The 26,481-nt window shown below is 65.1% G+C and carries 28 protein-coding genes, 1 tRNA gene and 1 pseudogene; 21 read left to right on the forward strand and 9 right to left on the reverse strand.

Annotated elements, in window-relative coordinates:
* Nucleotides 1-24: 24 nt before the first annotated feature.
* Complete coding sequence (locus VSX77_RS16060; RefSeq protein WP_338425603.1) at nucleotides 25-462, reverse strand: response regulator; 438 nt, start codon at nucleotides 460-462, stop codon at nucleotides 25-27.
* Between the two features lie 155 nt (nucleotides 463-617).
* Between VSX77_RS16060 and VSX77_RS16065 the strand changes: the two genes are divergently transcribed.
* Nucleotides 618-1,472, forward strand: coding sequence for a pseudouridine synthase (locus VSX77_RS16065; protein ID WP_338425604.1), 855 nt, complete (start codon nucleotides 618-620; stop codon nucleotides 1,470-1,472).
* Entirely contained in the window at nucleotides 1,472-2,014 is a 543-nt protein-coding gene (gene rsmD, locus VSX77_RS16070) for a 16S rRNA (guanine(966)-N(2))-methyltransferase RsmD (RefSeq protein ID WP_338425605.1), read from the forward strand. The genes VSX77_RS16065 and rsmD overlap by 1 nt, the downstream gene beginning before the upstream one ends.
* Here the strand turns inward: rsmD and VSX77_RS16075 are convergent.
* The gene (locus VSX77_RS16075; protein ID WP_338425606.1) at nucleotides 2,011-2,553 is read right to left on the reverse strand and encodes a septal ring lytic transglycosylase RlpA family protein; all 543 of its coding nucleotides are present in this window, start codon (nucleotides 2,551-2,553) and stop codon (nucleotides 2,011-2,013) included. The genes rsmD and VSX77_RS16075 overlap by 4 nt on opposite strands.
* Nucleotides 2,554-2,668: 115 nt before the next feature.
* Between VSX77_RS16075 and VSX77_RS16080 the strand changes: the two are divergent.
* The 4 genes and pseudogenes from VSX77_RS16080 to VSX77_RS16095 form a co-directional block, all read left to right on the forward strand.
* Nucleotides 2,669-3,607 (forward strand): annotated as a pseudogene (locus tag VSX77_RS16080) (Rossmann-like and DUF2520 domain-containing protein); the annotation flags it as partial.
* Nucleotides 3,608-3,638: 31 nt separating this feature from the next.
* The gene (locus VSX77_RS16085; RefSeq protein ID WP_338425607.1) at nucleotides 3,639-5,933 is read left to right on the forward strand and encodes an ATP-dependent helicase; all 2,295 of its coding nucleotides are present in this window, start codon (nucleotides 3,639-3,641) and stop codon (nucleotides 5,931-5,933) included.
* Between the two features lie 261 nt (nucleotides 5,934-6,194).
* The gene (locus VSX77_RS16090; protein ID WP_338425608.1) at nucleotides 6,195-7,112 is read left to right on the forward strand and encodes a hypothetical protein; all 918 of its coding nucleotides are present in this window, start codon (nucleotides 6,195-6,197) and stop codon (nucleotides 7,110-7,112) included.
* 76 nt (nucleotides 7,113-7,188) lie between these two features.
* The gene (locus VSX77_RS16095; RefSeq protein ID WP_338425609.1) at nucleotides 7,189-8,352 is read left to right on the forward strand and encodes an acyl-CoA dehydrogenase family protein; all 1,164 of its coding nucleotides are present in this window, start codon (nucleotides 7,189-7,191) and stop codon (nucleotides 8,350-8,352) included.
* Nucleotides 8,353-8,463: 111 nt separating this feature from the next.
* Here VSX77_RS16095 and VSX77_RS16100 read toward each other — a convergent pair.
* Nucleotides 8,464-8,539, reverse strand: a tRNA-Ala gene (locus VSX77_RS16100).
* 98 nt (nucleotides 8,540-8,637) lie between these two features.
* Here VSX77_RS16100 and VSX77_RS16105 point away from each other — a divergent pair.
* On the forward strand, nucleotides 8,638-9,651 hold the full coding sequence (locus VSX77_RS16105) for an NADP-dependent oxidoreductase (protein WP_338425610.1): 1,014 nt from the start codon (nucleotides 8,638-8,640) through the stop codon (nucleotides 9,649-9,651).
* 17 nt (nucleotides 9,652-9,668) lie between these two features.
* On the opposite strand, the gene VSX77_RS16110 is transcribed toward VSX77_RS16105, so the two are convergent.
* The 3 genes from VSX77_RS16110 to VSX77_RS16120 all read right to left on the reverse strand — a co-directional run bounded on the left by VSX77_RS16110 (nucleotide 9,669) and on the right by VSX77_RS16120 (nucleotide 12,217).
* On the reverse strand, nucleotides 9,669-10,208 hold the full coding sequence (locus tag VSX77_RS16110) for a putative immunity protein (RefSeq protein ID WP_338425611.1): 540 nt from the start codon (nucleotides 10,206-10,208) through the stop codon (nucleotides 9,669-9,671).
* 35 nt (nucleotides 10,209-10,243) lie between these two features.
* Nucleotides 10,244-11,602, reverse strand: coding sequence for a DEAD/DEAH box helicase (locus VSX77_RS16115; RefSeq protein ID WP_338425612.1), 1,359 nt, complete (start codon nucleotides 11,600-11,602; stop codon nucleotides 10,244-10,246).
* A gap of 114 nt (nucleotides 11,603-11,716) precedes the next feature.
* Nucleotides 11,717-12,217, reverse strand: coding sequence for a hypothetical protein (locus VSX77_RS16120; RefSeq protein ID WP_338425613.1), 501 nt, complete (start codon nucleotides 12,215-12,217; stop codon nucleotides 11,717-11,719).
* 215 nt (nucleotides 12,218-12,432) lie between these two features.
* Between VSX77_RS16120 and VSX77_RS16125 the strand changes: the two genes are divergently transcribed.
* Complete coding sequence (locus tag VSX77_RS16125; RefSeq protein WP_338425614.1) at nucleotides 12,433-13,857, forward strand: FAD-binding oxidoreductase; 1,425 nt, start codon at nucleotides 12,433-12,435, stop codon at nucleotides 13,855-13,857.
* Between the two features lie 109 nt (nucleotides 13,858-13,966).
* A complete protein-coding gene (locus VSX77_RS16130; protein ID WP_338425615.1) occupies nucleotides 13,967-14,746 on the forward strand; it encodes a SapC family protein in 780 nt (259 codons plus the stop codon).
* A gap of 57 nt (nucleotides 14,747-14,803) precedes the next feature.
* On the opposite strand, the gene VSX77_RS16135 is transcribed toward VSX77_RS16130, so the two are convergent.
* Nucleotides 14,804-15,013, reverse strand: coding sequence for a DUF1674 domain-containing protein (locus tag VSX77_RS16135; RefSeq protein ID WP_338425616.1), 210 nt, complete (start codon nucleotides 15,011-15,013; stop codon nucleotides 14,804-14,806).
* Nucleotides 15,014-15,050: 37 nt separating this feature from the next.
* Here VSX77_RS16135 and VSX77_RS16140 point away from each other — a divergent pair, with 37 nt between their 5' ends.
* From VSX77_RS16140 to VSX77_RS16180, 9 genes are all read left to right on the forward strand, one after another.
* The gene (locus VSX77_RS16140; RefSeq protein ID WP_338425617.1) at nucleotides 15,051-16,367 is read left to right on the forward strand and encodes an RsmB/NOP family class I SAM-dependent RNA methyltransferase; all 1,317 of its coding nucleotides are present in this window, start codon (nucleotides 15,051-15,053) and stop codon (nucleotides 16,365-16,367) included.
* Nucleotides 16,368-16,488: 121 nt separating this feature from the next.
* Nucleotides 16,489-17,760, forward strand: coding sequence for an MFS transporter (locus VSX77_RS16145; RefSeq protein ID WP_338425618.1), 1,272 nt, complete (start codon nucleotides 16,489-16,491; stop codon nucleotides 17,758-17,760).
* Between the two features lie 119 nt (nucleotides 17,761-17,879).
* Nucleotides 17,880-18,548 carry an RBBP9/YdeN family alpha/beta hydrolase gene (locus VSX77_RS16150; protein WP_338425619.1) on the forward strand — a complete coding sequence of 223 codons (669 nt, stop codon included), beginning with the start codon at nucleotides 17,880-17,882 and terminating at the stop codon, nucleotides 18,546-18,548.
* The gene (cysK, locus tag VSX77_RS16155) at nucleotides 18,545-19,465 is read left to right on the forward strand and encodes a cysteine synthase A (RefSeq protein ID WP_338425621.1); all 921 of its coding nucleotides are present in this window, start codon (nucleotides 18,545-18,547) and stop codon (nucleotides 19,463-19,465) included. The genes VSX77_RS16150 and cysK overlap by 4 nt, the downstream gene beginning before the upstream one ends.
* A 26-nt stretch (nucleotides 19,466-19,491) precedes the next feature.
* Nucleotides 19,492-20,622, forward strand: coding sequence for a cell wall hydrolase (locus VSX77_RS16160; protein WP_338425623.1), 1,131 nt, complete (start codon nucleotides 19,492-19,494; stop codon nucleotides 20,620-20,622).
* 50 nt (nucleotides 20,623-20,672) lie between these two features.
* Nucleotides 20,673-21,356: an RluA family pseudouridine synthase gene (locus VSX77_RS16165; RefSeq protein ID WP_338425624.1), complete on the forward strand. Its 684-nt coding sequence runs from the start codon at nucleotides 20,673-20,675 to the stop codon at nucleotides 21,354-21,356.
* On the forward strand, nucleotides 21,349-21,750 hold the full coding sequence (arfB, locus tag VSX77_RS16170) for an alternative ribosome rescue aminoacyl-tRNA hydrolase ArfB (RefSeq protein WP_338425625.1): 402 nt from the start codon (nucleotides 21,349-21,351) through the stop codon (nucleotides 21,748-21,750). The genes VSX77_RS16165 and arfB overlap by 8 nt, the downstream gene beginning before the upstream one ends.
* A gap of 7 nt (nucleotides 21,751-21,757) precedes the next feature.
* Nucleotides 21,758-22,345, forward strand: a complete 588-nt coding sequence (locus VSX77_RS16175) for an SOS response-associated peptidase family protein (protein WP_338425626.1) — start codon at nucleotides 21,758-21,760, stop codon at nucleotides 22,343-22,345.
* Nucleotides 22,346-22,430: 85 nt separating this feature from the next.
* Nucleotides 22,431-22,754, forward strand: coding sequence for a PilZ domain-containing protein (locus VSX77_RS16180; RefSeq protein ID WP_338425627.1), 324 nt, complete (start codon nucleotides 22,431-22,433; stop codon nucleotides 22,752-22,754).
* Nucleotides 22,755-22,790: 36 nt separating this feature from the next.
* On the opposite strand, the gene VSX77_RS16185 is transcribed toward VSX77_RS16180, so the two are convergent.
* Complete coding sequence (locus tag VSX77_RS16185; protein WP_338425628.1) at nucleotides 22,791-23,216, reverse strand: EVE domain-containing protein; 426 nt, start codon at nucleotides 23,214-23,216, stop codon at nucleotides 22,791-22,793.
* Nucleotides 23,217-23,346: 130 nt separating this feature from the next.
* Between VSX77_RS16185 and VSX77_RS16190 the strand changes: the two genes are divergently transcribed.
* Complete coding sequence (locus tag VSX77_RS16190) at nucleotides 23,347-24,276, forward strand: isopenicillin N synthase family dioxygenase (protein WP_338425629.1); 930 nt, start codon at nucleotides 23,347-23,349, stop codon at nucleotides 24,274-24,276.
* A gap of 300 nt (nucleotides 24,277-24,576) precedes the next feature.
* Here the strand turns inward: VSX77_RS16190 and rpsU are convergent, their stop codons facing one another.
* Nucleotides 24,577-24,783 (reverse strand): 30S ribosomal protein S21, encoded by a 207-nt coding sequence (gene rpsU / locus VSX77_RS16195; RefSeq protein ID WP_037510267.1) that lies wholly within the window; start codon nucleotides 24,781-24,783, stop codon nucleotides 24,577-24,579.
* A gap of 277 nt (nucleotides 24,784-25,060) precedes the next feature.
* Between rpsU and VSX77_RS16200 the strand changes: the two genes are divergently transcribed.
* On the forward strand, nucleotides 25,061-25,825 hold the full coding sequence (locus tag VSX77_RS16200) for a class II aldolase/adducin family protein (protein ID WP_338425630.1): 765 nt from the start codon (nucleotides 25,061-25,063) through the stop codon (nucleotides 25,823-25,825).
* Nucleotides 25,826-25,852: 27 nt separating this feature from the next.
* On the forward strand, nucleotides 25,853-26,392 hold the full coding sequence (locus VSX77_RS16205; protein WP_338425631.1) for a (2Fe-2S)-binding protein: 540 nt from the start codon (nucleotides 25,853-25,855) through the stop codon (nucleotides 26,390-26,392).
* Nucleotides 26,393-26,481 lie beyond the last annotated feature (89 nt).

Below are 26,481 nucleotides of genomic sequence, written 5' to 3' on the forward strand. Positions count from 1 at the left end.
CGGCGATTTTTCGGCTGGTCGCGCTCAGGCGGCTTCGGGCCGCCAATAGGTGACGAGCCCGCTGACCTTGCGCGGCATTTTGTTCTGGCAGATCATTGTCTCCAGCGCTTTCAGCGCGGCCACCAGCGCCGAAGGGGTGTGCGGCTTGTCGAGGCAGGCCATGGCGATGTCGCTCGCGTCTTCCGGGCATTGGCCGGTGACAAGCAGGACCGCGATGCCGCGATCGCGCGCCAGCCGCGCAACCTCGCGGCCGGTCATATCGCCCGCCAGCCCCAAATCGAGGACCAGCGCGTCGACCTGTTCGGCGGCCATCACCGCCACTGCGGCTTCGCCCGAATCGACCGTCGCGACAATCTCGTAACCGCTGTGCTTCAACGTATATTCGTTGTCGAACGCCGTCAGCGGGTCATCCTCGATGACCAGCAACCGCTTGATGCAGGAAGGACGCGGACCGAAGAGCATGAGATCTCCCTTTCAATGCGCCATGGCTCGCTCCGCGCCGTCCTGCAATATCGCTTCTGCTTGCCATCGACGAAGCGACACTTTTCCGGCTATGAGCGTGGCCACGACGCCACAGTATTTTCCCGAATAACGACAAGAAAGCCGCATCCGTTCCGATGACGACCCGCCGCCCGCCCCGCTCCGCCCCGCGCCCCGGCGCCGATCGCGCCGCCCCCACCGGTCCGCGTGGACGCCGCGCCGCGCGCGGCGACGCGCCGCCACGCAAACTTCCCGCCGAAACCGAACGCGAGGACGGGCCGCAGCGCATCGCCAAGCTGCTCGCGCGCGCCGGCGTCGGCTCGCGCCGCGACGTCGAACGCATGATTGAGGAAGGCCGCGTCGCGCTGAATGGCGAAGTGGTTGCGCAGCCCGCACCGCTTCTCGCCTCGCTCGAAGGGCTGACGGTCGACGGCAATCCGGTCGCCAAACCCGTCTCGACGCGCCTCTATCGCTTCCACAAGCCTGCCGGCTGCCTGACTGCCGCGCGCGATCCCAAGGGGCGCAAGACGATCTACGATCTGTTGCCCAAGGGGCTGCCGCGGCTGATGCCGGTCGGCCGCCTCGACTATAATACCGAAGGGCTGCTGCTGCTCACCAACGATGGCGAATTCAAGCGCCAGCTCGAACTGCCCGCAAGCGGGGTCGAGCGCACCTATCGCGCGCGCGCCTTTGGCGACATCAGCCAGGCGCAGCTCGAGGAGCTGGTGCTCGGGATCGAGATCGACGGCATCCGTTATGGCAAGATCGACGCGAACCTCGAACGCCGCACCGGGCGCAACCAGTGGATCGAAATGACGCTGACCGAGGGCAAGAACCGCGAAGTCCGCCGCGTGCTCGAACATCTGGGGCTTCAGGTCAGCCGCCTGATCCGCACCCGCTATGGCGAATTCACCCTCGCCGGGCTCGACATGGGCGCGGTCGAGGTCGTGCCGCGCGACGAATTGTTCAAATTCCGGCGGCACCTCGGCTGATGCGCGTGATCGCCGGCGAATGGCGCGGCCGCAAGCTGCTCGCGCCCAAAAACGACGCCACTCGCCCGACCGCCGACCGCACGCGCGAAACGCTCTTCTCGATGCTCGCGAGCCGCCTCGGCAGCTTCGAGGGGCTTTATGTCGCCGACCTGTTCGCCGGATCGGGCGCGCTGGGGATCGAGGCTTTGTCGCGCGGCGCCGAGCAGTGCCTGTTCGCCGAACAGGATCGCGATGCACTCGACGCGCTCCGCAAAAATCTCGCCGCGCTCGGCGCAACGCCGCGCGCCGATGTCCGCGCCGGGTCGGTGCTTGCGCTCGGCCCCGCACGGCGAGCCTATGATCTGCTTCTAATCGATGCGCCCTACGCCACCGGCGCAGGCAGCGTCGCGCTCGACAAGCTCGCCCGCCTTGGCTGGATCGCCCCCGACAGCTGGATTTCGATCGAGACCGGCGAGCGCGAGATGGTCGAGGTCGCGGGCTTCGAGATCGACGCCGAACGCAAGGTCGGCAAGGCGAAGCTGACGCTGCTGCGCCCGGCTTAGCGCAGCCGCGCGCGCAGCCGCTGCAATTCGTCCGCAGGCACCGGCGCCAGCGCTGCCGCAGCCTTGCCTTCGCGCAACCGCTTGCGGTCCTGTTCGGACGGTTCGACGCGGCGCACGCGGACCGGCGCATGACCCTGCGCGCGCATCCCCAGCGCCTCGGCGGCGCCGCGCGACAGGTCGATGATCCGCCCGGCAGCAAAAGGGCCGCGATCGTTGACGCGCACGATGATCCGCCGGCCGGTATCGAGCGCGGTCACCTCGACATAGGTCGGTAGCGGCAGCGTGGTGTGCGCCGCGGTGATCCAGCCGGGCCGAAATTTCTCGCCATTGGCGGTCCGGTTGCCGGATTCGCTGCCGTACCAGCTCGCATAGCCAACAGCGTCATAAGCGGGCGCCGCGGCTGGGACATAGGTGGTGCCGCGGATCGTATAAGCCGGGCCGATGCGGACGGGTGTGTCGGCGACCGGACGATAATTGCCCCCCGCGCAGGCCGAAAGCGCCAGAAGCACAAGCATCGTTCCGGCCAGTTTCATGGACATAATTTGCTGCATCGAATGATCGTAGAACGCAGGAATGCGGAGTTAAAGCCCCCACGGCCGGACCGCAACGGCATATCGACGGCCTCGCACCCCCGCTCGGGCAAAGCGCGGCCACAATCGGCAACCCAGGTTCCGATGGCGAAAAACACGCCCGCGCATTACACCCGCGCGCATGACCGACCTTCAATTCCATCGTCTCGGCATCGTCGGCACCGGCCGTGTCGCGCGCGCGTTCGCGCTTGCGCTGCGACCACAGTTGAATGCGCCGCCGATGCTGTGGGGCCGCTCCCCGGCGGCAGCGCACAGCGCGGCAACGGGAGTAGGCGCGGTCGCGGAACCGGACCTCGATCATTTGATCGCGCATTGCGACCTCATCGCGATCGCCGTCGCCGACGACGCGCTTGGCGAGATTGTGTTGCGGATGGTCCCCGCGGCGCCGCCGCGCCCCGCCCCCTTCATCTTTCACGTCAGCGGACGCAGCGGCGCAGCGATCCTCGAACCCCTCGCCCGGGCTGGCGCGATGACCGCCGCGATCCATCCGGCGATGACCTTTACCGGCGATCCCGAAGCCGAAGTGGGCCGTATGACGGGCGCGCGGTTCGCGGTCACCGCGGCGCCGGGCGAGGCTGTCGATCGCGCGCGGCGCATTGTGGCGGCACTCGGCGGGGTTGCGGTGGAAATCGCGGAGGAGCGGCGCGCGCTTTATCACGCCGCGCTCTGTCACGCCTCGAACCATCTCGTTACCCTCGTCACCGGCGCGGCCGATGCGCTCCGCAATGCCGGCGTCGACGATCCCGAAGCGCTGATCGCGCCGCTCGTTCGCGCCGCGCTTGAAAACAGCCTGACGCACGGGTTTCAGGGATTGTCGGGCCCGCTCCTGCGCGGCGATGCGCGGACGATCGGCGGGCATCTTGCCGCACTGGCGGACGGCAGCCCCGCGCTGCTCCCCGCCTATGGCGCGATGGCGCGCGCCACGCTCGACGAGATCAAGCGCCGCGAACCAGCGGCCTCGGCCCGCCTCACCGCACTGGACAGCCTGCTCGCTGTTCCCTAATCGTTCGCGTGTGAATACGCCTCCCGTCTCGATGCCCGACCTGACCCGCCCCGACCCGTCGGACCCGCCATATTTGCAAGGCCTCAACGGGCCTCAGCGGCAGGCGGTCCTGACCACCGAGGGTCCCGTCCTGATGCTCGCAGGCGCCGGGACGGGCAAGACGGCTGCGCTCACGGCGCGGCTTGCGCATATTATCGCGACGCGGCGCGCCTGGCCGTCCGAAATCCTGGCGGTTACCTTCACCAACAAAGCCGCGCGCGAGATGCGCGAGCGGATCGGGCGGATGATCGGCGACGCGGTCGAGGGGATGCCGTGGCTCGGCACCTTTCACAGTATCGCGGCGAAGATGCTCCGCCGCCACGCCGAACTCGTCGGCCTGCAAAGCAATTTCACCATCCTCGACACCGACGATCAGCTTCGCGTGCTCAAACAGTTGATTCAGGCTGAAGGGCTCGACGAAAAACGCTGGCCCGCGCGCCAGCTTGCCAGTCTGATCGACAAATGGAAAAACCGCGGGCTCGTCCCCGCCGACCTCGATGCTGCCGACAAGGATGCTTATGCCGACGGCAAGGGGCAGCATTTCTATGCGCTCTATCAGGCGCGGCTCAAGACGCTGAATGCCTGCGACTTTGGCGACCTCTTGCTCCATATGCTCGTGATTCTGAAAACGCACCGCGACGTGCTCGAACAATATCAGCAGCGCTTTAAATATGTCCTCGTGGACGAATATCAGGACACCAACGCCAGCCAGTATCTCTGGCTCCGCCTGCTCGCGCAAACGCGCAAAAACATCTGCTGCGTCGGCGACGACGACCAGTCGATCTATTCGTGGCGCGGTGCAGAGGTCGCGAACATTCTGCGCTTCGAAAAGGATTTCCCGGGCGCGACCGTCATCCGCCTCGAACAAAATTACCGCTCGACGCCGCAGATCCTCGCCGCCGCATCGGCGCTCATCGCGCAAAACAGCGACCGCCTCGGCAAGACGCTGTGGACCGACCTCGACGCGGGCGACAAGCTGCGCGTCGTCGGCGTGTGGGACGGGCCGGAGGAAGCGCGGCGGATCGGCGAAGAGCTGGAGACACTCCAGCATCGCGGGACCAGCCTCGACCGTGCGGCGATCCTCGTCCGCGCGCAGTTCCAGACGCGCGAGTTCGAGGACCGCTTCATCGCGATCGGCATGCCCTATCGCATCGTCGGCGGTTTCCGCTTCTACGAACGCGCCGAAATCCGCGACGCGCTCGCCTATCTGCGCCTCGTCCAGTCGCCCGCCGACGACCTCGCGTTCGAACGTATCGTCAACGTCCCCAAGCGCGGGCTCGGCGACAAGGCGCTTGGGCGCATCCACCAGTTCGCGCGCGCCGAGCGCGCGCCGCTTTTCCACGCCGCAGCGCGGATCACCGAAACCGACGAGCTGACGCCACAGGCGCGCCGCCAACTCGCCAATTTCGTCGCGCAGATGCGGAATTGGCAAGCGAAGGCGAATGAGCTGTCGCACCCCGAGCTGACCCAGCTCATCCTCGATGAATCGGGCTATACCGCGATGCTCCAGGCCGATCGCAGCGCCGAAGCCGCGGGCCGCCTCGAAAACCTCTCCGAACTCGTTCGCGCGATGGAGGAGTATGAAACGCTCGAGGAGTTCCTCGAACATGTCAGCCTCGTCATGGACCGCGACAATGACGACCAGACCGAAACGGTCACGATCATGACAATCCATGCCGCGAAGGGCCTCGAATTCGACCATGTCTTCCTCGCCGGGTGGGAGGACGGCGTCTTCCCGTCTCAGCGGTCGATGGACGAGGGCGGCACCGCCAGCCTCGAGGAAGAGCGCCGCCTCGCCTATGTCGCGATCACCCGCGCCCGGCAGCGCGCGAGCATCTATCACGCTGCAAACCGCCGCATTTATGGCCAGTGGATGAGCAGCATCCCCAGCCGCTTCATCGCCGAAATTCCACCCGAGCATGTCGAGATGGAAAACAGCTTCGGCGGAGGGCAGAGCCTGTGGCGCGCCAACTGGTCGGCGCAGGGCGATCCCTTCGCGCATGTCGCCGAACGCCAGCCGTCACGCATCATGACGCGCGGCCCGGCATGGCAACGCGCGGTGGCGGCATCATCGACGGTGACACACGCTCCCGCGCCCTCGGAGCGCGGGCCGGCGGCGTCGGTGGGAGCGAAGCCGCGGGGCGATCTCGCGATCGGGATGCGCGTGTTCCATGAAAAATTCGGCTACGGCGAGATCGCCGACATCGACGGCAACAAGCTTGAGGTTGAGTTCGAGCAGGCCGGCATCAAGCGCGTGCTCGACAGCTTTGTGAAGGCGGCGGGATAAACGCAGCGCCCGGCGTCAGTTTTTGGAATGAATTCCAGAACCCTTATTCGCGGTCGTGTCGAGCGAAGTCGAGACACCCATCAGAAGTGCACGCCTTCGCGATGTCTCGACGTCGCTCGACACGCACGGGATCTATAAAGCAGTGGCAGCAACCGCCGGCAAACGGCCACACGCCTCAGCCCCACAAATCCTATTGTCAACTAGATCAGTTATGATACTCCATAACGCGCGGCCGTCGAGTCGCGTTTGGGAGAATCCTATATGAAAAAGAAGCTCTTAGCGGGCGCAGCGGCGCTCGCCCTGGTCGGCTGCGGTGAAAAGCAGACTGACGAATCCGCTTACTCTTCCCCCCCCGCCGCCGACGTTGCGGTCGAAAGTATGGACGACCGCGCGCCCGCGACACATTTGACCCCCGAGAAGGTGGTACCCGGGGTTTCGATCTCCTCCGCCCCGGGGGTCGCCTTTGACTACAGCTACGCCTTCCGGCTCGAAGACGGGATTATCTCCAAGGTTCAGCAGGGGCATGCCGAGGCATGCGAGATGCTGGGCACCGCGCGCTGCCGCATCGTCGATGTCCGCTATCAGCTCAACGACGAAAAGCACGTCGAGGCGCAGACGCAGTTCGCGCTCGATCCCGGCATCGCGCGGCGGTTCGGCGCGGATGCGATCGCGAGCGTCGAAAAAGTCGAGGGCTTGCTCGCCGACGCGACTGTCGCGGGCGAGGACGTCGGAAGCCGGATCGCCGCGTCGCAGATGCGCAGCGCCGGCGCCACAGCCGAGGTCGAGCGACTCGAGGCGCGACTGAAGGCGGGCGGCCTCGGCAAGAATGAGCGTGCCGAGATACTTGGCCAAATATCGTCGCTCAAGGGCGAACTGACCGAGCAGCTCGCGTCACGTAAGGCGGGTGAGGCGCGCATCGCGACGACGAGCGTGGTGTTCAACTATGTCGGGTCGGGCGGGTTTCCCGGGATCGGACACAAAAACCCCTTCGCCGACGCAGGCGAAACTCTGATGCTCAGCGGCGGGACGGCGCTGTCATTCGTGCTGACTCTCGGCGCCGCTGTGCTGCCTTGGGCGCTGCTGGCCGGACTGTCGGTGCTGGTATGGCGCAGCAACGCGTTGATCGCACTCCGGCGCCGGCTGGGCGGTAAGGTCGCACCGGAAAACCTGGGGAACTGACGAAACACTGACGTCGTTTGCAAAGGTCCCTTGCCGCGTTATGGCAATCCCAACACACGGCAAGGGACAGGACGGCATGAGCAATCCGGGCATGGACGCCGACATCTACGGCGCCTTTATCGAGCAGTTGCAGCGTTACGTACGCGAGCGGCTGATTCCCGCCGAGGACCGTCTTGAAGAACTCGGCCGCGTTCCCGACGACATCCTTGCCGAAATGCGCGACATGGGGCTGTTCGGGGTGACGATGCCCGAGGAATATGGCGGCGCCGGCATGAATGTCAGCCAATATGTCGGCTTCATCCGCGAACTCGCCTATGCCGCGCCGGCCTATCGCTCGATCGTGTCGATCAACATCGGCATGGTGTGCAAGTCGATCCTCGGCTTCGGAACGCAGCAGCAGAAGGAGTATTGGCTGCCGAAACTTGCGACGGGCAGCATTGCCGCCTTCGGTCTGACCGAACCTGACAGCGGTTCCGACAGCGCGGCAATGAAGACGCGCGCGGTGCGCGACGGCAACGGCTATGTGATCAATGGAACGAAGCGGTATATCACCAACGCGCCCTTCGCCGATGTGATTCTAGTGATGGCGCGCACCAACGCCGAAGCCTTGCCCAAGAATGCCCACGTCAGCGCCTTCCTCGTTCCCCGCGACGCACCCGGCGTGTCGATCGGCAAGCCCGACGGCAAGATGGGCCAGGCCGGCTCGCAGATCGCCGACGTGATCCTCGAGGATGTGCATGTCGATGGTGACGCGCTGCTCGGCGGCGAGGAAGGCATCGGTTTCCGCGCCGCGATGCAGAGCCTCGACAACGGGCGGCTGTCGGTCGCCGCCGCCAGCGTCGGCTACGCCAAGCGGATGCTCGACACGGGGCTCAAATATGCGATGGAGCGCAAGGCGTTCGGGGAACCGATCGCCAATTTCCAGCTGATCCAGGCGATGCTCGCCGACAGCAAGGCCGAGATCTACGCTGCCGATTGTATGCTAAACGATGCCTGCGCGCGCGCCGACCGCGGCGAGAAAATCCTTGTCGAAGCCGCGGCGACCAAAATGTTCGCGAGCGAAATGTGCGGCCGCGTCGCTGACCGTGTCGTCCAGATCCACGGCGGCGCCGGCTATCTCAAGGAATATCTTGCCGAACGCTTCTATCGCGACTGCCGCATTTACCGCATTTATGAAGGGACGACGCAGATCCAGCAGCTAGTGATCGCAAAGAACATGATTCGCGACTACGATGGTTAAGGTTTGCGGCACCGGCCCGCTCCCCCACCCGGCCTGCCATAGGCTACTATCGTCGGGGAGGCCGGGTGGGGGAGCGGGCCGGTGCCGCACAGCAATGTAGGGGAAAGTCGCTGGTGGAGCCGAGGGGAATCGAACCCCTGACCTCTGCAGTGCGATTGCAGCGCTCTCCCATCTGAGCTACGGCCCCGCGACGGGCGGGGTCTTAACGGCACTGTCCGGCAGTGGCAACGGCTTTTCTGACCTTCGCCGTCGCTGGGGCAAATTTTGAGGAATGGGGGGATTCCGATGAAAGCCTGGCATTTGACCCGTCGTCCGCAGGGACTGCCAACGATCGACAATTTCGCGCTCCGCGACCTGCCCGACACGCCGCTCGAAAAAGACCAGCTTCGCGTGCGCAACCGCTGGCTGTCGGTCGATCCCTATATGCGCGGGCGAATGAACGACGCCAAAAGCTATGCCGCGAGTTTTCAGCTCGACAAGCCGATGACCGGCGGCGCGATCGGCGAAGTCCTGGAAAGCCGATTGGATGGCTTTGCTCCGGGCGACCTCATCCTCCACATGGGCGGCTGGCGCGAGGGCGGCGTGGTCGGCCTCGACATGATGCCCAACAAATTGCCGGTCGCGCTGCTCGACGCGGGGCTGCCGCCGCAAACCTTTCTGCACAATATGGGGCTGACCGGCGGCACGGCGTGGATCGGCCTGCTGCGCGTCGCGGCGGCGAAGCCCGGCGATACCGTCTTTGTTTCGGCCGCCGCGGGCGCGGTCGGATCGGCGGTAGTCCAGATTGCCAAGGCGCGCGAGATGACGGTGATCGGCTCGGCCGGCGGCGCCGAAAAATGCGCCTGGGTGAGCGAACTCGGCGCCGATGCGGTTGTCGATTACAAGGCGGGGCCGGTGCTGCCCCAGCTCGCTTCCGCGCTCGAACGGCTCGGCAAGGGGGGCATCGATGTCTATTTCGACAATGTCGGCGGCGAACATCTCGACGCCGCCTTTGCGGTCGCAAATGATTTTGCGCGCTTTGCGATCTGCGGGATGATCGACGTTTACAACGACGCAAAGCCCCAGGAGATGAAATATCTCATCCGCACTATCCCCGCGCGCATCCGCATGGAAGGCTTCATCTACACCGACCAGTTCATCGATTGCATGGAGGAATTCTACGCCGACATGGGCGGCCTGATCGCCAGCGGTGCGGTCACGATCCGCGAAACGGTGCGCGAGGGGCTGGAGGCGGCCCCCGATGCCTTTCTCGGGCTGTTCAAAGGCGAGAATATCGGCAAGATGCTGGTTCGGCTCTAAGCACGCGAATTCGGTAATTATACTTCGCTTGCGGCAATCATGTCCTGAAGCTGGCGAATAATGGCGCCGACTTCGCCGGTGGCGAGGAGTCCGGGACCCAGCGGGCCCGATCGGTCCGTTCCGACCAAGGGAAGCTTCCGAAGCGCGGCCAGCACGTCGGCCGACATTTGCGCGCGTTGCCAATCCATCTCGTCCTCTGCCGCCTCGGGCCGATCCGGAACCTCCATTTTCACGGCCAGAATGGCATAGGCTGCCGCTCCCAACGCATGGGTGCCCATATGGCAAACTGCCGATGCCTGCCCTGCAGCCCGCGCCGCGGCCGTGGCTGCTGGCGATTTCGCGGCGATGCCGCCTCCGCCAAAGCGCTGGCGTATTCCCGCCGCAGCGGCCAGTTCACCGGCTGCGAACGCCTGCGCACGGACGATTGCGGTGCGCGGACGATCATCGTCGGGACAAACCGTCTCGAACAGCCACAAGACGCGGTCAGCGCACGCGGCCGCCCATTCGGCGACCAAGCGCCGGTCGGACAGGCTCAAGCTCTGCGCCGAGTCAGCCATGGTTGCTCGAACCCGGTACCGCGACGGTCCGCCAGCTAGCTCCCGAAACCGACCGACAGGAAGCCCGGCATCGGACCGTTCCAGCCGTCGTCGGGGCCATCATCGTCCTGCTGGCGCTGGCGGGCGGGGACCGGTTTGCGGTCGTCCGCCTTGCGCGCGGCCTTCGGCGTCGGCTTTTCGGCCTGCTCGGCGCGCTTCACCTTGCCGCCGCGGCCACCGCGTTCGCGGCGCGGCTCACGATCTTCGCGCGGCTCGTCCTTGGCAGGCGCGGCTTCGGCCGTGCCCGCGTCATGAACCGGAATCTTGTACCCGGTCAGCTTCTGGATGTTATCGATCGCTTCGTCGTCCGACGCGGTCACGAGCGTGAACGCCCTGCCCTTTGCGCCGGCGCGGCCCGTGCGACCGATGCGATGAACATAATCGTCGGGGTGCCAGGGAGCGTCGAAGTTGAAGACATGACTGACGCCCTTGACATCCAATCCGCGCGCCGCAACGTCGGAGGCGACGAGAATGTTGATCGTTCCCGCCTTGAAGCGGTCGAGTTCGGCAATGCGGCTCGACTGGTCCATGTCTCCATGGATCTCGCCCGCCTTGTAGCCATAGCGCTGGAGCGACTTCGCCAGTTCGCGCACCGTGGTCTTGCGATTGCAGAAAATGATCGCGGTGCCGATGTCCTCGGCCTCCAGCAGGCTGCGCAGCGTATCGCGCTTGCCGCGTTCGGACGTCTTGACGAGGAACTGCTCAATATTCTCGTTGCGGCTCGCGGGGCGCGCGACTTCGATCGTCTTCGGGTTCGACAGGAATTTGTCAGCCAGCTTCTTGATCGGCGGCGGCATTGTCGCCGAGAAGAGCAAAGTCTGTCGATTCGCCGGGAGCTTGGTGCAGATATTTTCGATGTCGGGGATGAACCCCATGTCGAGCATCCGGTCGGCCTCATCGATGACGAGCAGGTTGCAGCCGGTGAGCAATATCTTGCCGCGCTCGAAAAGGTCCATCAGGCGACCCGGCGTGGCGATCAGCACGTCGACGCCCTTTTCCAGCGCCTTGACCTGATCACCCATCTGCACCCCGCCGATCAGCAGCGCCATCGACAATTTGTGATACTTGCCGTATTTCTCAAAATTTTCAGCAACTTGCGCGGCAAGCTCGCGCGTGGGTTCGAGGATCAGCGAGCGCGGCATGAGTGCGCGCGCACGACCATGTGCCAGAATGTCGATCATCGGCAGCACGAACGATGCCGTTTTGCCCGTCCCTGTCTGTGCAATGCCGATCATGTCGCGCATCATCAGTACCGAAGGAATGGCTCCCGCCTGGATCGCTGTCGGTTCGCTATAGCCCGACTCGTCGATCGCGCGCAAAAGTTCGTCGGAAAGGCCGAGATCGGCAAATGTCATGTGGTACCATGTCCGGAAAAAGAGGATGCGCCCTGCCGCCCACGCGGGCAGGCGCTGCCGCGGCCATTGGGCAAAGAGGCACGAAAAGTCAAGGAATGACGGCGAAAAAGGCGATCAATCCTCGCCGCGAACCGGAACCATCAGCCGGAATTTATCGACCTCGCATTTCGCGCCCGTGCGCGCATGAATTTCGTCGCGGTCTTCGCAGAGCTTTCCGTCCTTGCTGCCCTGCATGTAAAAGCCGGCATAGAAATCGAGCGCGCGGCATCCGCGGTTGAGCTGCGCGCGCAGCCTTTGCTTCTGCCGCGTGATCAGGTCGATGCTGTCGCGCTGGACCGCCTGCATACCGACGATGTTTCGCATCGCCACGCATTTGGGAGCCTTTTTCTCTTTCCAGACGACCGGAAGGTCGGTCATGCGCCGTGGCGGGGGCGGCGCCTGCGGCGCCGCGAAATTGTTGATCTGCGAACGCTGTGCGGGGACGCGGATGATCAACTGCTGTTCGATCACGACCTGCCAAAAAGAGGAGGGCGCATCGGGCACGGGCGCCGCCACCGGCGTGAGCGGACCCGGCGCAGCCACATCCGGCGCGAGATCGGCCGCAGGCGCAGCCATAATCCACAGAAATGCCGCGGTCAGCACTGCCGCGTCACCGCCGCTTCTGCCTTGTCACCCGATTTGCTGTCCACTCGTCGCTCCCGCGTCCATCCCCGCCGGACGTAAAGACATTATTTGTCGATCGCAGCTTTAGCGTCCATGATTGAACATCAAATGAACTGCAAGCGTCGGCGAAACCGGCGGCGCACATCGAAAAAGCGGAACCGAACGGCATGACACGCCCCCCTTCCCCCTCGCTGCTCCGGGCCCTTGCCGATTTGCTCGGCGACAAGGGGTTCACCACCGATACCGATATCATCGCACCCTGGCTCACCGACTGGCGCGGCAAATATTACGGCCGCGCCGCGGCGATGCTGTCGCCTGCGACCACCGAAGAGGTCGCCGCCACGGTGTGCCTTTGCGCCGATGCCGGCGTGGCGATCGTTCCGCAGGGCGGCAACAGCGGCATGGTCGGCGGCGCGACGCCCGACGCCAGCGGCAACCAGCTGCTGCTCAGCCTCCGCCGCATGAACCGCGTCCGCCATGTCGATACGCCGGCCCGGATCGCCATCGCCGAGGCGGGCGTGATCCTCCAGAATTTCCATGATGCCGCGCTCGCGCACGACCTTCGTTTCCCGCTGACGCTCGGCGGTAAGGGATCGGCAACGATCGGCGGCCTCGTTTCGACCAACGCGGGCGGCACGCAGGTGCTGCGCCACGGCACGATGCGCGCGCTCGTCGCGGGGATCGAGGCCGTGCTGCCCGACGGCAGCATCTTCGACGGCCTGGCGCCGCTCAAGAAAGACAATCGCGGTTACGATCTCAGGCATCTCTTGTGCGGTGCCGAGGGCACGCTGGGCATTGTCACCGCGGCGGCGCTCCATCTCGTCCCTGCGGTGGCGGCGCGGCGCACGGCATGGATCGGTGTGGAATCGCCTGATGTCGCGCTCACGCTGCTCCGCCGTCTTGATGCCGCGATCGGGTCCGCGCTCGAGGGGTTCGAACTGATCCCGCACGCCTGCCTCGACGCGGTCCTGCGGCATATCCCGGCGACCCGCGCGCCGCTTGACGAGGTGCATCCCTGGTATGTCCTGGCTGAGCTTGCCGGCAATGACGATGCCGCGCTTGGCGATGCGCTCGAAGCCGCGCTCACGGCCGCTCTCAGCGCCGGGCTGGCCCGCGATATCGCGCTTGCCAAAAACGACCGCGAGAGCGACGAATTCTGGCGCCTGCGCGATTCCATCTCCGAAGCCGAACGCGCCGAGGGGCCGGCGTTGCAGCACGACATCAGCGTCCCCGTGGACCTTATGCCCGCCTTCATCGCCGACAATCCCGTGCGCCTTGCCGCCGCCTTCCCCGGCGCGCGCGCCCTCTCTTTCGGCCATCTGGGCGACGGCAACGTCCACCATCACGTCCAACCGCCCGAAGGAATCGACGGCGCGGCATGGATTGCCGAACATGGCGCCGCGGCCAGCCGCCTTGTTTATGCCCACGTCATCGAGCTTGGCGGATCGATCTCGGCCGAACATGGCATCGGGCAGATGAAGCGCGCCATTCTCGCCGAGCTCGACAGCCCCGCACGGCTCGCCGCGTTGCAGGGCGTAAAGCGCGGACTCGACCCGGCCGGCATCTTCAATCCGGGCAAGCTGATCGCCTGAAACTTCCCCCGTTTCGCGTCATCGCCCCCTTGCGCCGCGCGCGCCGGGTCAATAAGGCGCCTTATCGTTTTGCGTCCCCTCCCGCGGGACATCTTACCGGAGTTCGACCATGGCCACCGCGCCCGCCCCTGCTAACCTGCCGCTGTTCTACAAGGACCTCGCCCCGCTTTCGAGCGTCGATCACGCCGATTTCCACGCGCGGCCGCTCGACAATGCGGAATTTCTGGTTGGCCAGCATGCCGTTCCGCTGACGTCGGACGAATTTGTGTCGGCGTGCCGCTTTTACCCGATCATCTTCTCGGCCGGCGAGAATCCGGTTCCGCTCGCGTTGATGGGGCTCAATGAAGGCATCAACACGTTTGTCGATGACAAGGGCAAACTGCTCAATCCCGTTTACGTCCCGGCCTATATCCGCCGCTACCCCTTCCTGCTCGCCAAGCTCCAGCCCAATACGGACGAACTGTCGCTCTGCTTCGATCCCACCTCGGGCGCGATCGGCAAGTTCGACGAGGGCGAAGCATTGTTCGTCGACGGCCAGCCGTCGGACCAGGTCAAGGCGATCCTCGAATTTTGCAAGAATTTCGAAGAAGCAGGTCAGCGTACCGGCATGTTCATGGAAGAGCTGAAAAAGGCCGACCTGCTGATGGACGGCGAAGTCGCGATCCAGCAGGAAGGCAATGACAAGCCTTATATCTACCGCGGTTTCCAGATGGTCGATGAGAACAAGCTGCGCGAGCTGCGCGGCGATGTGCTGCGCAAGCTGATGCAGAACGGTATCCTCGGCCTGATCTTCGCGCACCTCTTCTCGCTGCAACTGATGCGCGAAGTCTTTGCCGAACAGATCAAGAGCGGCAAGATGCCGCTCGTCACCGAGGCGCCCGCCGCCTGACCTTCAAAAAAAGGGCCGCTCCCGCGCAAAGCGGAGCGGCCCTTTTTTCGGCGGCGATCAGAAGTCGACGGCCACCCCTTTTAATTCCCAATCGCCGTAGCGCACGGGATTGCGGCCGCCCGGCTGGTCCTCGGCGCGCTCCTCACGGATCGGCGCCGGCGCGGGGACCGGGCTGTTCGTCCAGCCTGTTGGCGGCTTAACATGAGCAGGGCGCTTTACAGCGCGCGGCGTTCCGCCGATGGTCGCTTTCTCGCTGCTCTCGGTCATCCCTGCCATATAGGACCATATATGCGCCACGCCAACCATGCCTGCGCCCGCCGTGGCTGATCGCCGTCTTGTCCGGCGCCGGCGGCCGCGCGGTGAGGCCGATCCGCCGGGCCTCGCCCCGCGCCGCGCTGCACTGCGGCTGATCGACGCGATCCTTCGCCGCGGCGATCCGCTCGACGTCGCGATGCACGCGGCCGCACAGGGACTGGCCGGCGCCGATCGCGCCTTTGCCGTCGCCATCGCGTCCGAGGCGCTCCGGTGGATGACCGACATCGACGCGCTGATCGATGGTGCAACTGCGGATCCGCTGCCCGACGACGTCAAATCGCGCGCGGTGCTCCGGATCGCGCTCGCGCAGCTGCTCGCACTCAAAAGTCCCGGCCACGCCGTCGTGTCTACCGCGCTGCCGCTCGTTGACGGCGGCCCTCGCCGCCTCGTCCATGCGATCCTGTCGCGCGCGCAGCAGGAAAAGTGGGAACTGCCTGCGCAGGCGACGCTACCGCGCGCCGCCGCCGAACGCTGGGCCACGCAGTGGGGTGCCGCGATGGTTGATGCCGCCGCCGCGAGCTGGAGCGCGCCGCCGCCGATCGACCTCAGCTTCGCGACAGAACCGGGCACCGACGAGTGGCCCGACGCCTTGACGCTCGCCCCGCGCCACCGCCGCCTGCCGCGCGGGCAGGCAGTCGAAGCGATGCCCGGTTTCGCCGATGGCGGCTGGTGGGTGCAGGATCTCGCCGCCAGCCTGCCGGCCCGCCTGCTCGGCGCGGGCGACGGTCGCCGCGTGCTCGACCTCTGCGCAGCACCCGGCGGCAAGACGATGCAGCTCGCCGCCGCCGACTGGGTGGTCACCGCGGTCGATTCAAGCGCCAAGCGCCTAGAACGACTACGCGCTAACCTCGCGCGCACCGGGCTGGCCGCCGACGTCGTTCGGGGCGACATCCGCACGTGGGAACCCAATGCGGCAGCCGACGCCGTTCTGCTCGACGCTCCCTGTTCGGCGACGGGCATCTTTCGCCGCCACCCCGACGTCCTTCACCGCATCGAGCCGCGACAGATCGTGGAGATGGCGGCATTGCAGGCCGAGCTGCTCGCCCGCGCCGCAAACTGGGTCAAGCCCGGCGGCACGCTCATCTATGCAACCTGTTCGCTCGAACGCGCCGAGGGGGAAGATCAGATCGCCGCCTTCCTGGCAGCGCATCAAGGCTGGGCGATCGACCCCGCGCGGCCCGACGAGCTTCCCGCTGCGATCACCCCCAACACAATCGGCTGCATCCGCACCCTCCCCGGCCAGCTCGCCGACGCGGGCGGGCTCGACGGCTTCTTCATCGCCCGCCTCCGCGCGCCGTCGACGTAATCGCGCCGTCCGGCGGTCCCGTCCGAACGCCTGGAAGCGATGACATCTGGACAGCCACGAAAAGCCGTTTAGGTGAGGCGCGATGGCAACAGTCCCTCCCCCCGAAGGCGTTGAACCGGTCATGCCGGAATCGATGCCGAACGCCCCCTCCCCGCTCAGCTTTGCCGATTTTCGCTATTTCTGGCTCGCGCGTTTTACCGCGGTGATGGCGACGATCGCGATGGTCGTCGTTATCGGCTACCAGCTCTACGACACCGCGCGCAGCGACTACGACATGTCGATCAAGGAGGCGTCGTTCCAGCTCGGGCTGCTCGGCCTCTTCCAGTTCGTCCCGCTTGCCGTGCTCACACCCGTTGCTGGCTGGGCGGCCGACCGCTTCGAACGGCGGCGCGTCGCGATCTTCTCGAACCTTATCGACCTGCTCATCGCCGCGACGCTCGGCTGGTTCACCTGGACCGAGGGACTGACCTTGCCGCTGCTTTTCGCCCTTGCCGCATTGCACGGCGTCGCGCGCGTCTTTTCCGGTCCTGCGATGAGCGCGATTGCGCCGAACATCGTCCCACCCGCTGTCCTGCCGCGCGCCATCGCGATGAGCAGCATCGCCTGGCAATCGGCGTCGGTGATCGGCCCGGCGGCCGGCGGCCTGATCTACGCCGCACATCCCGCCTCCGTCTATGTCTTTGCCGCGGTCCTCCTCGCGGTATCGGCGTTCACCCTCAGCCGCGTGCGTCCCGTGCAGCCGCCACCCAGGGACGTGCGCCGCCATCCGCTGCGCGAAATGGTCGACGGTCTGCAATTCGTCTGGGTCGAACGCTTCCTCCTGGGCACCATCACGCTCGACCTGTTCGCTGTATTGCTCGCGGGCGCCACCGCGATGTTCCCCGTCTTTGCGCGCGATATATTGGATGCGGGCCCCGAAGGCGCGGGGCTTATGCGCGCCGCGGTCGCCTTTGGCTCGGTCACGGTTGCTGTCGGTCTTGCGATCCGCCCGATCGAGCGCAATGTCGGGGTGAAGATGCTGTGGGCCGTCGCCGTGTTCGGTGCGACAACGATTGCGTTCGGTTATTCGACCAGCCTCCTCCTGTCGCTAGCCCTGCTCGTCGTCATGGGTGCCGCCGACATGTTCTCGGTCTTCGTGCGCGGCACTTTGATCCAGCTCAACACCCCCGATCACATGCGCGGGCGCGTAAGCGCCGCCTCCGGCCTCGCCATTTCGGCCTCCAACGAGCTTGGAGAAATGCGCGCGGGCGCAATGGCAGCGGCTTTGGGTCCGGTCGGCGCGGTGGTGATCGGCGGTGCCGGCGCAATCGGTGTAACCGCGCTATGGGCATGGCTGTTCCCCGAACTGCGCCGCGCGCGAACATTCGAACCCCAGTTCCGGCACGGCGGCTGAGCATTTCGTCGCGATCGGTCAACCGCTGATCGCAAGCTGATTGTCAATCGTTTTAGTTGATTTACATCGAACGCACCCGTCACCGCGGTTCTCTCTATCCTCTGAATGGAGCAACCGTCATGCAACCTTTGCAATTCCGCAATAAAATTCTAACCATTCCCGGCCTGAACAACAGCGGGCCAGCCCATTGGCAAAGCCTGTGGGAACATAAATTCCTGTTTGCCGAACGTATCGATCTTGGCGGATGGGATCATCCCGACAAGAATGAGTGGGTCGATCGCATTGCGGCGGCCATCTCGGCCGAGCCCGAACCGGTGCTTATCGCTGCACATAGCCTGGGTTGCCACGCCTTTGCACACTGGTTCGGCGCAGCCAGCGCGTTGTCGCGCGTGCGGGTCGCGGGGGCATTGCTTGTCGCGCCGCCCGATCTGTCCCGCTTGCGCCGCAACCATGGCCTCGCCAGCTTCAACGACGCGCCGCCGTTTACCAGCCGCGTTCCGATGGTGGTCGTCGCCAGCGACAATGATCCTTATGCCAAATCGTCGCATGTGTGGCATCTGTCGCGCAAATGGGATGCGCGCTTCGTCAATGCCGGACCGTTCGGGCATATCAATGCCGACTCGGGGATTGGCGACTGGCCTTATGGACAGTATCTGCTCGCCTCGTTACAACCCGCGCCGACACCGGCGCTGGCGGACCCGGCAGGCTGGCTGCGCGCTGGCGACTGGCCAAACCGTGTCCGCCGCGACCCGCGGTTCGAATTCAACGAAAGAACGCACCGACCATGAAAGCCAATTCCATCCTCGAAACCATCGGCAACACCCCGCATATCCGCGTGGCGAAGCTGTTCCCGGATGCCGAAGTCTGGGTGAAGTCGGAACGCAGCAATCCCGGCGGGTCGATCAAGGACCGCATCGGCCTCGCGATGATCGAGGCGGCCGAACGCGACGGCAGCCTGAAGGAAGGCGGCACGATCGTCGAGCCGACCTCGGGGAATACCGGTATCGGACTCGCGATGGCGGCGGCGGTGAAGGGCTACAAGCTCGTGCTCGTCATGCCCGAATCAATGTCGCTCGAACGCCGCAGGTTGATGCTTGCCTATGGCGCGACCTTCGACCTGACCCCTCGCGAGAAGGGGATGAAGGGCGCGATCGAGCGCGCGATCGAGCTGGTGGAAACGACCCCGGGCGCCTGGATGCCGCAGCAGTTTGAGAATGACGCCAATATCGACGTCCATGTGCGCACCACCGGCCCGGAAATCCTCGCCGATTTCAAGGACACGCCGATCGACGTGCTGATCACTGGCGTCGGCACCGGCGGCCACATCACCGGTTGCGCGCAGTTCCTCAAGCAGCATTGGCCTAACCTCAAGGTTTTCGCCGTCGAACCCGAAGCGTCGCCGGTCATTTCGGGCGGCCAGCCCGCGCCGCACCCTATTCAGGGCATCGGCGCCGGTTTCATCCCGCGCAACCTCCACACCGATCTGCTCGACGGCGTCATCAAGGTCGATGCCGCGGCCGCAAAGGATATGGCGCGCCGCGCCGCGACCGAAGAAGGGATGCTCGTCGGCATTTCGTCAGGCGCAACGCTCGCAGCGATCGCACAGAAGCTCGCCGAACTGCCGCCGGGCAGCCGCGTTCTCGGCTTCAACTACGACACGGGCGAGCGTTACCTGTCGGTGCCCGACTTCCTGCCGGAAATCTGATCGCACACGTGCGCCCCGACAATCGAATGATATTCGCGCTAAGGCGCGACTGGACGGGCTGGCTCTTCCTCCTGATCGTCGTTGCGGCGATCGGGGGCGTGCTTTATGCCAACGGGGAAAAGACCGGCGCGCGCTACATGGCGCGGCCGCACCCGGTGGCGCCGCCTCCCGATGTAATCCCCAAGGCGCCGCCGATGGTACTCGCGCCTGTGAATGAAGCCGACGCCCGCGCGCAGAACGCCAAGATCGCGCTGGTAACAAGGGGTTTCGTCGCCCCCCGTCCCTTCGTCTATGCCGGAAGCGGCGATGCGAAAGCGCGCGCGCGCGACTGCCTTGCCGCCGCGATGCTCTACGAGGCGGGCGACGACGCGCGGGGACAGCAGGCGGTGGGTCAGGTCGTCATCAACCGCGCCCGCCACCCCGCCTTCCCCAAGTCGATTTGCGGCGTTGTGTTTCAGGGGGCGGAGCGCACAACCGGTTGCCAGTTCACCTTCACCTGCGATGGCGCGCTGGCCCGCCGCTACTCCGACGCCGCGTGGCAGCGCGCGCGCAGCAACGCGAACCTCATGTTGTCGGGCGGAACTTACCCCAAGGTTGGCCTTGCGACCCATTATCATACCGACTGGGTGCGCCCCTATTGGAGCGACAGCCTGGAAAAGATCGCGATCGTCGATACGCACCTCTTCTTCCGCTGGCCGGGCTATTGGGGCACGCCGGGTGCCTTTCGCGGTGCGGTGTCGGGCGGCGACGGCCCCGTCGCCAAGCTTGCCGCCATTTCGCCGCTCCACGCGATCGCGCTCGGTCTGCCCGTCGATGTGGCATCGACCGACGCCAATGCCGAGGTCGGCGAGGCGCGCCTCGTCCCCGGTTCGGGCGACGCGACGGGACGCGACACCATCTATGTGCAGCTCGACCATCAGGCGACACCCGAAAGCTTCGTTACAACCGCACTTCGTCTCTGCCGCGACAAGCCCTTTTGCAAATTCATGGGGTGGACCAATCCCGTGCTGAAGCCCGATAGCGACGCAATGTCCGACACGCAGCGGGCAGCGATGAGCTTTTCCTACCTCCGCGACGACAAGGCGGGATTCGAAAAGGCGCTGTGGAATTGCGCCGAATACAAGCGCGACGACCCGCGCCAGTGCATGAAGCGGTAGTGCACCTGCTTGGGGCTTCCGCCCGCGCGCGCCACGGCCTATAGCGCGCCATGCTCCTTTCCGACCGTGTCCTTTTTCTCGACGGCGAAGCTCTCGTCATCGACAAGCCCGCCGGCCTTCCGGTCGACGCCCCGCGCGACGGCAGCCTGAGCCTCGAGAACCATCTCGATTTGCTTCGCTTCGGTTTCAAGCGCTGGCCCCTGCCCGTCCACCGGCTCGACCGCGACACATCGGGCTGCCTCCTTCTCGCGCGCAATCCCAAGGCACACGGCCGCTTCACCCGGGCGTTCGAGGAACGCGCCGTCGAAAAACAATATCTCGCCATTCTCGACGGCGTGCCCGCGGGTGACGGCGGCACAATCGATCTGCCACTCGCCAAGACCTCGACCGCTGAGACCGGCTGGCGCATGATTGTCGATCCGGCCGGCAAACCATCGGTATCGCATTGGAAAAAACTTGCGGTCGTGGGTGGCCGCGCGCTGTTGCGCTTCCGGCCCGAAACTGGCCGCACGCACCAGCTGCGCGTCCATGCACTCGAAGGGCTGGGCTTCGCACTCGCGGGCGACCCCATCTATGGGAGCGGCGGCGCAAAGGATCGCACGCTGCTCCACGCCGAAAGGCTGATCGTAAAACGTGACGTCAAGCCGTCGATAATTGCCGAGGCGCCGTTCCCCGACAGCTTCGTCGCTACCGGTTTTCAGGCGCCCGAGGGAGCCGCGCCGACCCGTGGCTGATTTGCCCGAAAACGCGATCAGCGAAAAATTCCTCGCGGGGTCGGGGCCGGGAGGCCAGAATGTCAACAAGGTGGCAACCGCGTGCCAGCTCCGCGTCGATGCCTACGCGCTTGGGCTCGCCCCCGACGCGTTCCGGCGGCTGAAAGTGCTTGCGGGCAGCCGGCTCACCAGCGACGGCGAACTCGTCATCCTTGCGCGCCGCTTCCGCACGCAGGAGGCGAACCGCGCCGACGCCCGCGCCCGCCTGTCGGAGCTCATCGACGCCGCACTCGTCCGCCCCGAACGGCGGATCAAGACCAAGCCGAGCAAAGCGGCGAAGGCACGCCGCGTCGACAGCAAGAAAGCACGCAGCAACATCAAGGCCGGACGCGGGCGAGTGCGCCCTACCGACTGACCGGCGCATGTCCAACCACTATCGCCTCGACGTTGCCGCCGCCCGTATTGCCGCGGTTTTCAGTGCCGAAGCAGGCGGCGATCCCTGGACCGGCGACTATGTCGCGCCGGGGCGTCCCGCGCCCGTGATCGTCAGCGACGGACGCGGCGGGTCGCGGCGCTACCTCCGCCCGGCACTGTGGGGCGTCCCCCCGCCGCCGCGCGGCGACCGCCGTGTTGTGCATGTGCGCAACCTTGCGAGCCCTTTCTGGGTCGGCACCCTGCGCCACGCCGAACTGCGCATCCTCATCCCCGCAACCGCCTTCGCACTCTGGTCGGGCTCGGAAGGCACGCCGCGGCAGCACTGGTTTTCCGTGCCCGATCAACCCTTATTTGCCTTCGCGGGAATCCTCCGCCAGACCGAGGACTGGCCCTGTTTTGCGATGCTGATGACCGACGCCAATCGCCTCGTTGCAGCATACAGCCCCCAAGGGATGCCGGCGATCCTCGATTCTGCCGACCACGCGACCTGGCTAACCGGCCAATGGCGCACCGCGCTTGCCCTTATTCGTCCCTTTCCGGGACAGTTTATGGCGGTCGGCGACCATCCGGCGTAACCGCAATTTACTATATCTTTTCACTTGGCGGTAACCAACGAAGCCGTAAAACCATCACGTCGATAAGGATGCGGGGATCAATTCTGTGTTGGTGAATCACACCGCCGAAGTCAGCGTCAGGCCCAAAGCCGCCCGTGGTGCCGAGCGCGCGCCCGTCCGCGGCCGCGCGCGTTATCGCGAACCGGGGCTCAACCCGTTCGATGTCGAGCTTTTCGACCTATCATCGACAGGCTTTCGCATGGTCACCTTTTTCCGGCCGCAGCTCGGCAAGCATATCTGGGTGAACCTGCCCGGCCTCCAGCCGCTCGAAGCCGTCGTCCGCCGCGCCGACGGCAACAATTATGGCTGCGAGTTCGTCCGTCCGCTCCACCCGTCGGTAGCGAAGCATCTGCAGATCAAGCTGCGCTGACTCCTTCGCAGTGCACACGCGCGGCGAAGCGGTTCGTCAGTCTGGCGCCGTCTCTGACATCTTCAAAATCAGCTTCCATTCGGCGGGTGTCACCCGCCCCACCGACAGGCGCGACTGGCGGATCAGGTCCATATCGGCAAGCTTGGGTTCGGCCTTGATGGCCGCCAGCGTAACGGGGTGTTTCAGCGCGCGCACGGGCGCGACGCGCACCACCACCCATGGCGATCCTTTGTCGGCGGTCGGGTCGGGAAAGCTCTCCTCGACGATCTCCATGATCCCGACGCATTCCTTGCCGATATTGCTGTGATAGAAAAAGGCTTCGTCGCCTTTCTTCATCGCCATCAGGTTCAGCTTCGCGGTGTGGTTGCGCACGCCGTCCCAGATGCCGGTTCCGTCTTTAACGAGCTGGTCCCACGCATAAGCGTCGGGTTCGGATTTCATCAGCCAATATTGTTTGCTCATGCCCCGGGCTTAGCCGAGCCGCGCGCACGGTGAAACCGCCTTTTTCCCTTTAACACGGCCGTCGCAGCGCCTAAATCGCGAGTCATGACGCGCCGCGTGGCGCCGCCCCTTATCGAATGGATTTCATCGCATGACCGCTGCCGTCCCCGTCATTTCCATGGCCCTTCCCGCCGACCGGTTTGCGCGCGATTTCGGGGCGTCGTTCGAGCGCTTCGGCTTCGCGATGATCACCGACCACGGCATCGACCCCGCGCTGATCGACGAGGCCTGGGCCAAGGCGAAGGCGTTTTTCGCGCTGCCCGAAGCGGTCAAGCGCGCCTATCACATCCCCGGCGGCGGCGGCGCGCGCGGCTATACGCCCTTCGGCACCGAAATCGCCAAGGGGGCGAAAGAGGTCGATCTCAAGGAATTCTGGCACGTCGGGCGCGATCTGCCGATCGGTCATCCGCTTGCGGCGCAGCAACCGAACAATGTCTGGCCGGCGGAGGTTGAGGGTTTCCGCGAAGTCTATGACCGGCTGTTCGCGGAATTCGATCGCGTCGGTGCTCGGCTTCTGTCGGGCATTGCCCGCTATCTCGGCCTCGCGCCCGATTTCTTCGGCGACACGATCAAGGACGGCAACAGCGTGATGCGCCTGCTCCACTACCCGCCGGTCGAGGCTCCGGCGAAGGGCATCCGCGCCGAAGCGCATGAGGACATCAACACGATCACCCTGCTGCTGGGCGCCGAAGAAGCCGGGCTGGAGATCCTCGACAAGGACGGCAGCTGGCTTCCCGTGTCGCCGCCCCCGGGGGCGATGGCGGTCAATGTCGGCGATATGCTCCAGCGGCTCACCAACAACCGCCTCCCCTCAACGACGCACCGCGTCCGCAATCCCGACGAGGGCCGCGCCAGCGTCGCGCGCTATTCGATGCCTTTTTTCCTGCATTTCCGTTCGGACTATCTGATCGAGACGCTGGACAATTGCATCGACGCCGACCACCCTAACCTCTACCCGACGCCGATCACCGCCGACGATTATCTGCAGGAACGCCTGCGCGAGATCGGGCTGAAGAAATAGGCTCGTGCCTTATCCTCCCTGTAGAGAAGCCATGGGGGGACCGCCGCAAAGCGGCTGACGGAGGGGCGAGAGTCGCGGCGGCGCCGTGAAACGGACCTCATCTGCCAAATCAATCTCTCTCAGTTGTCATCCCGGCGCAGGCCGGGATCTCGCCGTCGCGTCACAAGTCGAGGTCGAGATCCCGGCCTTCGCCGGGATGACGGAAGCTAGAGATGTTGACCCGCTACATCCCCAAACGAAAAAGGGCGCCGCGTTGCCGCAGCGCCCTTTTCACGAACTGGATCCCGAACGGGGACGGCCTTACTTGATCCCGTCGCGCTCCATCCGCTTGCGCTCCATCTTGCGGGCGCGGCGGACAGCGGCCGCGTGCTCGCGAGCACGCTTTTCGCTGGGCTTCTCGTAATGACGGCGCAGCTTCATTTCGCGATACACGCCCTCACGCTGCAGCTTCTTCTTGAGCGCGCGAAGGGCTTGGTCGACATTATTGTCGCGAACGATGATCTGCATAAACCGTGTCGTCTCCTGTTCGTCAAAACAGTTCGGGCCACCGGGTCATCCGGTTTGCCGCAAACCGCCGATATTCGGGCAATAAAAAGAGCGCCGCGAAAGCGCGACGTTCCGGTTGGCCGCCAACTAAAGGGATTCGCCCCGAAATGCAAGCCCAAAGGCGGCAAAGCGCGCTCGCCCCGCCATGGACGCCCGTCAAGCGCTCGCGGGATTGTGCGGAACATGCGCCTTGTGTCATAAGTAGCAGGACGAAACCAATCATCCAAGGGACAGGAACATGGCGACCCAGCTCAAGCGCAACAGCAAATATAGCGAAGCCGAATGGACCGCGCGGCAGGAGCTCGCCGCGTGCTACCGCATCTTTGCGATGATGGGTTGGGACGAGATGATCTTCAACCACATCACGGTGAAGGTTCCCGACGAGGACGGCGCCTTCCTCATCAACCCTTACGGCATGCACTTCAGCGAAGTCACCGCATCGAGCCTCATCAAGATCGACATCGACGGCAACAAGCTCGACGCGGACAACCCCTGGCACGTCAACAAGGCGGGCTTCGTCCAACACAGCCTGTTCCACCGCGTGCTGCCCGATGCCCATGCGATCATCCACACTCACACCACCGCGACCATGGCGGTCTGCGGGCTGGAGGAAGGGCTGCAACCGACCAACTTCTATGCCTGCAATTTCATTGGCCAGCTTGCCTATCATGATTTTGAGGGCGTGACGGTGCGTGAGGAAGAGGGCGAGCGGCTGGTCAGGAACCTTGGCGACAAGCGCATCCTGATGCTGCGCAACCACGGCCCCGTCGTCATGGGCAAATCGCTCACCGACGCCTTCATCAAATATTGGGCGCTCCAGCGCGCGTGCGAGATCCAGCTCGCGACGATGAGCATGGGCAAGCCGATCCTGGTGAGCGAGGACGTGATCAAGGTTCACCAACGCGACCTGTATATGGCCGCGATCCCCGGCCAGTCGGGCAAGGCCGAATTCGACGCGATGGTGCGCAAGGTCGACCGGATCGACACAAGCTGGCGTGACTAATCGGCGAAGCTCGCTAACAGGGGGGTCATGACGAAATTCTCGGTCAACGACCGCCCGGTCGAATATCGGATGGACCCCGAAACGCCGCTGCTGTGGGCGCTGCGCGATGCGTCGAATCTTACAGGCACGAAATATGGTTGCGGCACGGGCGATTGCGGCGCCTGTACGGTCGACATCGACGGCGAGGCGATCCGCAGTTGCCTTGTCACCATCGCCGAGTGCGAGGGGCGCTTCGTCACGACGATTGAGGGGCTGGCGCGCGACCGCAGCCACCCGGTGCAGCAGGCGTGGGTCGCCGAACAGGTGCCGCAATGCGGATTCTGCCAGTCGGGGATGATCATGGCGGCCGCCGCCTTGCTGCGCCGGAACAACGACCCGAGCGATGCCGAGGTCGATGCGGCGATGACCAATATCTGCCGATGCGGCACCTATCCTCGCATCCGCTCGGCGATCCGCCTTGCCGCACGCGTGATGCGCGGCGAGGAACGGATCGCCGCCGCCCCCCCGCCTGGCATCCGCCCCGAAGATGCCGCACGCGCCGTACCTGCGCTCCGTCCCGAAAGCTGAACCACAGGCAACAGCGCGGTCAGGGCGCGATCATCTTGCCATTGGTAAGACTCTCTTCATCATCCCGGCTGGCGTCGCCAGCGATCGGG

It is taken from the genome of Sphingopyxis sp. TUF1, assembly GCF_036687315.1.
In the GTDB taxonomy this organism is placed as follows: Bacteria; Pseudomonadota; Alphaproteobacteria; order Sphingomonadales; family Sphingomonadaceae; genus Sphingopyxis; species Sphingopyxis kveilinensis.

Excerpts from the sequence above, each read along its gene's own strand:
- VSX77_RS16060 (WP_338425603.1), bottom strand. The coding sequence starts at position 462 with ATGCTCTTCGGTCCGCGTCCTTCCTGCATCAAGCGGTTGCTGGTCATC.
- VSX77_RS16065 (WP_338425604.1), top strand. The coding sequence starts at position 618 with ATGACGACCCGCCGCCCGCCCCGCTCCGCCCCGCGCCCCGGCGCCGAT.
- rsmD (WP_338425605.1), top strand. The coding sequence starts at position 1,472 with ATGCGCGTGATCGCCGGCGAATGGCGCGGCCGCAAGCTGCTCGCGCCC.
- VSX77_RS16075 (WP_338425606.1), bottom strand. The coding sequence starts at position 2,553 with ATGTCCATGAAACTGGCCGGAACGATGCTTGTGCTTCTGGCGCTTTCG.
- VSX77_RS16085 (WP_338425607.1), top strand. The coding sequence starts at position 3,639 with ATGCCCGACCTGACCCGCCCCGACCCGTCGGACCCGCCATATTTGCAA.
- VSX77_RS16090 (WP_338425608.1), top strand. The coding sequence starts at position 6,195 with ATGAAAAAGAAGCTCTTAGCGGGCGCAGCGGCGCTCGCCCTGGTCGGC.
- VSX77_RS16095 (WP_338425609.1), top strand. The coding sequence starts at position 7,189 with ATGAGCAATCCGGGCATGGACGCCGACATCTACGGCGCCTTTATCGAG.
- VSX77_RS16105 (WP_338425610.1), top strand. The coding sequence starts at position 8,638 with ATGAAAGCCTGGCATTTGACCCGTCGTCCGCAGGGACTGCCAACGATC.
- VSX77_RS16110 (WP_338425611.1), bottom strand. The coding sequence starts at position 10,208 with ATGGCTGACTCGGCGCAGAGCTTGAGCCTGTCCGACCGGCGCTTGGTC.
- VSX77_RS16115 (WP_338425612.1), bottom strand. The coding sequence starts at position 11,602 with ATGACATTTGCCGATCTCGGCCTTTCCGACGAACTTTTGCGCGCGATC.
- VSX77_RS16120 (WP_338425613.1), bottom strand. The coding sequence starts at position 12,217 with ATGGCTGCGCCTGCGGCCGATCTCGCGCCGGATGTGGCTGCGCCGGGT.
- VSX77_RS16125 (WP_338425614.1), top strand. The coding sequence starts at position 12,433 with ATGACACGCCCCCCTTCCCCCTCGCTGCTCCGGGCCCTTGCCGATTTG.
- VSX77_RS16130 (WP_338425615.1), top strand. The coding sequence starts at position 13,967 with ATGGCCACCGCGCCCGCCCCTGCTAACCTGCCGCTGTTCTACAAGGAC.
- VSX77_RS16135 (WP_338425616.1), bottom strand. The coding sequence starts at position 15,013 with ATGACCGAGAGCAGCGAGAAAGCGACCATCGGCGGAACGCCGCGCGCT.
- VSX77_RS16140 (WP_338425617.1), top strand. The coding sequence starts at position 15,051 with ATGCCTGCGCCCGCCGTGGCTGATCGCCGTCTTGTCCGGCGCCGGCGG.
- VSX77_RS16145 (WP_338425618.1), top strand. The coding sequence starts at position 16,489 with ATGCCGGAATCGATGCCGAACGCCCCCTCCCCGCTCAGCTTTGCCGAT.
- VSX77_RS16150 (WP_338425619.1), top strand. The coding sequence starts at position 17,880 with ATGCAACCTTTGCAATTCCGCAATAAAATTCTAACCATTCCCGGCCTG.
- cysK (WP_338425621.1), top strand. The coding sequence starts at position 18,545 with ATGAAAGCCAATTCCATCCTCGAAACCATCGGCAACACCCCGCATATC.
- VSX77_RS16160 (WP_338425623.1), top strand. The coding sequence starts at position 19,492 with ATGATATTCGCGCTAAGGCGCGACTGGACGGGCTGGCTCTTCCTCCTG.
- VSX77_RS16165 (WP_338425624.1), top strand. The coding sequence starts at position 20,673 with ATGCTCCTTTCCGACCGTGTCCTTTTTCTCGACGGCGAAGCTCTCGTC.
- VSX77_RS16175 (WP_338425626.1), top strand. The coding sequence starts at position 21,758 with ATGTCCAACCACTATCGCCTCGACGTTGCCGCCGCCCGTATTGCCGCG.
- VSX77_RS16185 (WP_338425628.1), bottom strand. The coding sequence starts at position 23,216 with ATGAGCAAACAATATTGGCTGATGAAATCCGAACCCGACGCTTATGCG.
- VSX77_RS16190 (WP_338425629.1), top strand. The coding sequence starts at position 23,347 with ATGACCGCTGCCGTCCCCGTCATTTCCATGGCCCTTCCCGCCGACCGG.
- rpsU (WP_037510267.1), bottom strand. The coding sequence starts at position 24,783 with ATGCAGATCATCGTTCGCGACAATAATGTCGACCAAGCCCTTCGCGCG.
- VSX77_RS16200 (WP_338425630.1), top strand. The coding sequence starts at position 25,061 with ATGGCGACCCAGCTCAAGCGCAACAGCAAATATAGCGAAGCCGAATGG.
- VSX77_RS16205 (WP_338425631.1), top strand. The coding sequence starts at position 25,853 with ATGACGAAATTCTCGGTCAACGACCGCCCGGTCGAATATCGGATGGAC.